The organism is Streptomyces beigongshangae, from assembly GCF_019710745.1.
Classification (GTDB): domain Bacteria; phylum Actinomycetota; class Actinomycetes; order Streptomycetales; family Streptomycetaceae; genus Streptomyces; species Streptomyces beigongshangae.
This window is the reverse complement of the sequence record NZ_JAHKJW010000131.1, coordinates 1-5,494: the sequence shown is the minus strand read 5'-3', so window position 1 is coordinate 5,494 and position 5,494 is coordinate 1. Positions and strand designations below refer to the sequence as shown.

Genomic DNA, 5,494 nt, shown 5'->3' with positions numbered 1-5,494 from the left:
CATCAGTCCTGCCGCGACCGTCCCTGCATCCAGCTCAGGACGGGTCCGTACGAACTCCGCCAACTGCCGTGCCTGGGCCCGCAGTCCCGCTCCGCCACGCCCCGACACCGTCAGCGGCACCACACCTGCCGGCCCGTGCACCGCGACCGGTTCCTCCGCCACCCCCTCCACGATCACATGGGCGTTCGTCCCACTCACACCGAACCCCGAGACCCCCACCCGCCTCGGGCGTCCTGTCTGCGGCCACTCCCGTTCCTCGGTCAGCAGTTCCACCGCACCCGCCGACCAGTCCACCTGTGACGACGGCGCGTCCACGTGCAAGGTGCGCGGCAGCACTCCGTGCCGCATCGCCATGACCATCTTGATGACGCCGGCCACCCCGGCGGCGGCCTGCGCATGCCCGATGTTCGACTTCAGCGAGCCCAGCCACAGCGGGCGGTCCGCGGGNCGGCCACCCCGGCGGCGGCCTGCGCATGCCCGATGTTCGACTTCAGCGAGCCCAGCCACAGCGGGCGGTCCGCGGGGCGGTCCTGTCCGTAGGTGGCCAGCAGGGCCTGGGCCTCGATGGGGTCGCCCAGGGCCGTGCCCGTGCCGTGTGCCTCCACGGCGTCCACGTCGGCCGGGGCCAGTCCCGCGGCGTCCAGTGCCTTGCGGATGACGCGTTGCTGGGAGGGGCCGTTGGGGGCGGTGAGGCCGTTGGAGGCGCCGTCCTGGTTGACGGCGCTGCCGCGTACCACCGCCAGCACCCGGTGTCCCAGCCGTTGCGCGTCCGACAGGCGCTCCACCAGCAGCACGCCCGCGCCTTCGGAGAAGCCGGTGCCGTCCGCCGATGTGGCGAAGGCGCGGCAGCGGCCGTCGGTCGACATGCCGCGCTGACGGGAGAAGCCGACGAAGATGCCGGGGTTGGCCATGACGGTGACGCCGCCGGCGAGCGCCATCGAGCACTCCCCGGCCCGCAGCGCCTGGACGGCCAGGTGCAGGGCGACCAGCGACGACGAGCACGCCGTGTCCACCGCCACCGCGGGGCCCTCGAAGCCGAGCACGTAGGACACGCGGCCGGACAGGACACTGGCCGAGGTGCCCGTGCCCATGACCGCCTCGAGTTCTTCGGGGACGCGGGCTCCGGAGCCGTAACTGTGGTAGGTGACGCCGGTGAAGACACCGACGTCCTTGCCGCGCAGCGCGGTCGGGTCGATGCCGGCCCGTTCGAAGACCTCCCAGGAGGTCTCCAGCATGAGCCGCTGCTGCGGGTCCATGGCCAGGGCCTCGCGCGGGGAGATGCCGAAGAAGGCCGCGTCGAAGTCGCCCGCGTCGTGGAGGAAACCGCCCTGGCGGACGTAGCTGGTGCCGGGGTGGTCGGGGTCCGGGTCGAAGAGGTTGTCCAGGTCCCAGCCCCGGTCGGTCGGGAAGTCACCGATGGCGTCGCCGCCGGTGGCGACGAGGTCCCACAACTCCTCCGGAGAGGTCACGCCGCCCGGCAGGCGGCAGGCCATGCCGACGATCGCGACGGGTTCCGACAGTCCTCGGCGGATGTCGGCGTTCTCCCGTTCCAGCCGCTCGTTCTCCACGAGCGTGACACGCAGTGCTTCGACGACCTTCGCGTCGGGAGTGGTCATCCCGGTCTCCGCCTTCTTTCCCGTCGTCATCACTTACCGGCCTTGCTCATGGCGCGTTGCACCAGGTCGTCGACTTCCATGTCGGCTATCGCCGTCTCCGGCTCCCGCGCCGGGAGCTCCTCCGCGTCCGCTCCGCCCTCCTCGGTGAGCGTCATGAGGGCGTCGAGGACGCCCAGTTCCCGGAGGCGGCTCAGCGGTGTCCTGGCCAGGACACGGCGCAGGTCCTCCTCGCTGCCCGGCGCGGCGGGAGCGGGGGTGTCGTCCGGGCCGAGCGTCGCGCGCAGGTGGCGCATGAGGGCGACGGGCGTCGGATAGTCGAAGACGAGGGTGGTCGGCAGACGGACCCCGGTGTGGTTGGCGAGCCGGTTGCGCAGTTCGACCGCCGTGAGGGAGTCGAAGCCCAGCTCGTTGAAGGCCAGGTCGGGGCCGATGGCGTGGGCGGTGGCGTGGCCCAGTACCCGGGCGGCCTCCTCCCGGACCAGGCCGAGCAGGAGCTGTTCCTGTTCCTCGGCGGTGGCACGGCTGAGACGCCGGGCGAAGGCACCGGCATCGGCGGCCGTGCCCGCCGTGCGCCGGACCTGCCGGACCAGGCCGCGCAGCAGCGGCGGCACCGGCCCCGTGGCGGCCTGCGCCCGCAGCGCGCCGAAGTCCAGTCTCATCGGCAGCAGCACGGGCTGGGGCAGGCGCAGCGCGGTGTCGAACAGTGCCGCACCCTCGTCCTCCGACAGCCCGATGACTCCGCCGCGTGCCATCCGCTGCTGGTCGGCGCCGGTGAGGTGACCGGTCAGGCCGCTCCCCGCGCCTTGCGTCCACAGGCCCCAGGCCAGCGAGACGGCGGGGAGGCCCTGGGCTCGGCGCTGCTGGGAGAGGGCGTCCAGGTAGGCGTTGGCGGCGACGTAGCCGCCCTGTCCGGAACCGCCGAGGGTGCCGGCGGCCGAGGAGAACAGGACGAACAGTGCCAGGTCCGAGTGCCGGGTCAGTTCGTGCAGGTGGTGTGCGGCGTCGGCCTTGGAGGCGAGGACGGTGTCCAGTCGTTCGGCGGTCAGGGCGGTGAGCACGCCGTCGTCCAGGGCGCCGGCGCTGTGCACCACACCGGTCAGCGGGGCGTCCGGGGGGACGGTCGACAGCAGCGCGGCCACGGCGTCCCGGTCGGACACGTCGCAGGCGGCGATGCGGACCCTCGCCCCGAGGGCGGTCAGTTCGCGTTCCAGCTCGGCGGAGCCGTCTGCCCGGGGGCCGCTGCGGCTGGCGAGCAGCAGGTTGCGTACGCCGTGCTCGGTCACCAGGCGGCGGGCCGCCACCTTGCCGAGTGCTCCGGTACCGCCGGTGACGAGGACGGTGCCCCGCGGGTCGGGCCGGCGCGGCAGCGTGAACACGTTCTTGCCGATGTGCCGGCCCTGGCTCATGAACCGGAAGGCGGCCGGAGCGTGCCGGATGTCCCAGGTGGTGAGCGGCGGAGGAGTCAGAACGCCCTGGTCGAAGAGGGTGACCAGCTCGGTCAGCATCCGCTCGATGCGTTCGCCGCCCGCGTCGGCCAGGTCGAAGGCCCGGTAGGTGACGCCGGGGTGCCGGGCGCCGACCTCGGCGGCGTCGCGGATGTCGGTCTTGCCCATCTCGATGAACCGGCCGCCCCCGGGCAGCAGGCGCAGCGAGGCGTCCACGAAGTCACCGGCGAGCGCGTCCAGGACGACGTCGAAGCCCCGTCCGCCGGTCAGGTCGAGGAACTGCCGCTCGAAGTCCAGGGTGCGGGAGTTGGCGAGCCGCCCGTCGGGTACGCCGGCGGCGCGCGCCGCGTCCCACTTGGCCGGACTGGCGGTGCCGTAGACCTCGGCGCCCCAGTGCCGGGCGAGCTGCACGGCGGCCGTGCCGACACCACCGGCGGCGGCGTGGATCAGCACCGACTCGCCGCGCTCCAGCCCCGCCAGGTCCCGCAGCCCGAACCAGGCGGTGAGGTACACGCAGGGCACCGAGGCCGCCTGTTCGAAGGACCAGCCCTTCGGCATGGGCGCGAGTGTGCGGCAGTCGGCCACGGCCACGGGGCCGCCCGCGCCCTCGAAGAGGCCCATGACCCGGTCGCCCGGGGCGAAGCGGGTGACGCCGGGACCGACCTCCGTGACCACACCGGCGCCTTCGTTGCCGATGCTGATCTCACCCGGGTACATGCCCAGCGCCATCAGTACGTCACGGAAGTTGAGGCCCGCGGCGCGCGTCTCGATCCGGACGTGCCCGGGAGGCAGTGCCGCCCGTGCCTCCGGCGCCGGCAGGAGGGCCAGGCCGTCCAGCGTGCCCGGGGCCCGCGTGCCCAACTCCCACGTGGGCTCGCCCGCCGGTGCCGTCAGGACTTCGTCGGCGCCGGCCCGGGTGAGACGCCGCTGGTGGCAGATCCCGTCACGCAGGGCGAGCTGTGGTTCGTCGCCGTCGAGCAGGGCGGCCAGGAGGGTGGGGAGCGTGTCGGCGGAGGCCGTCGTGGCGTCCGTGTCGAGGAGCAGGACGCGGCCGGGGTGCTCCGACTGCGCGGTGCCCACGAGGCCCCACGCGGCGGCCACCGCCGGGTTCGGCCGGTCACCGTCCCGCACGCTCACGGCACCCCTGGTCAGCACCACCAGGCGTGTCTGCTCCAGCGCGGGCGCGCCGAGCCACGCCTGAAGTACCTCCAGGGTGCGGTGGGTGACATGGTGCACGTCGGTGCCCTCGGGTTCGTACAGCAGGACCGCCGACGGTCCGGTCACCCGCGTCACGTCCTCCACGGTCCGTACGGAGACCGTCTCCACGGGGGTGGCGGGAGCGACCCGCAGCTCCTCCCAGCCCACGAGGAACATCTGCTCCAGCGGCGTCCGTCCGCCGGCGGCGTCCGGCCCGCCCGTCGGCACCGGCCGCGACACCAGCGACTCGATCACCGCGACGGACGCGCCGTTCGGGTCGGCCAGCCGGATACCCACCCCGTCCTTTCCGGAAGGCGTGATCCGTACCCGCAGCGCCGACGCGCCGGAGGCGTGCAGCGACACCCCTCGGTAGGCGAAGGGCAACGCGGGGCCCGCGTCGGCGCCGGTGCGGTCGCGGAAGGCGGTGGCGTGCAGGGCCGCGTCGAGCAGCGCGGGATGCAGGCCGAACGCGGCGGCCTCGGCGGTCAGTTCCTCGGGCAGGGCGACCTCCGCGTAGATCTCGTCGCCCCGCGTCCACGCCGCGCGCAGGCCGCGGAAGGCGGGGCCGTACCCGTATCCGTCCGCCGCCAGCTCCTCGTAGACGCCGCGCACCCGGTCCTCCGGGACCGGTACCGCCCCGACGGGCGGCCACCGCGTCAGGCCCTGTGCGTCCGGCTCGACGCCGCCGCCGGCCGGTCCGCTCTCCGGGCTCAGCGTGCCGCTGACGTGCCGCACCCAGGCAGTCTCCTGGCGGCGCGAGTGCACCGACATCTGACGCCGCCCGGACCCGTCCGGTGCGTCCACGGTGACCCGCACCTGCACGCCCTCGTGCTCGGGGAGCGGCAGCGGCGCCTCCACCACCAGTTCCTCGACGGCACCGCAGCCGACCTCGTCCCCGGCGCGCACCGCCAGCTCCACGAACGCCGCCCCCGGCAACAGCACCGTCCCCGCCGCCGCATGGTCCGCCAGCCACGGATGCGTACGCAGCGACAGCCGCGAGGTGAACAGCAGACCGCCGGACCCGGGCAGCTCCGTCACGGCACCCAGCAGCGGGTGCTCGGCCCGCGCCAGTCCCAGCGCCGCGGCGTCGGCCGTGCCGCCACCCCGGCCCAGCCAATACCGCTGGTGTTGGAATGGGTAGGTGGGGAGGTCGTGGGCGGTGTGTGGGGGTGTTTCTGCGTGTGGGTCGAGGAGGGGGGTCCAGTTGATGGGGGTGCCGCGGGTCCAGGCGTGGCC

Annotated in this window: 1 protein-coding gene and 1 pseudogene; both read right to left on the bottom strand. The window is 74.1% G+C overall.

Annotation, left to right across the window (positions count from 1 at the left end):
- Nucleotides 1–1,616, bottom strand: a pseudogene (locus tag KM933_RS38235) (type I polyketide synthase); the annotation flags it as partial.
- Nucleotides 1,617–1,645: 29 nt separating this feature from the next.
- Nucleotides 1,646–5,494: SDR family NAD(P)-dependent oxidoreductase (locus KM933_RS38230; protein WP_221362109.1), on the bottom strand; the 3,849-nt coding region annotated here is incomplete at its 5' end.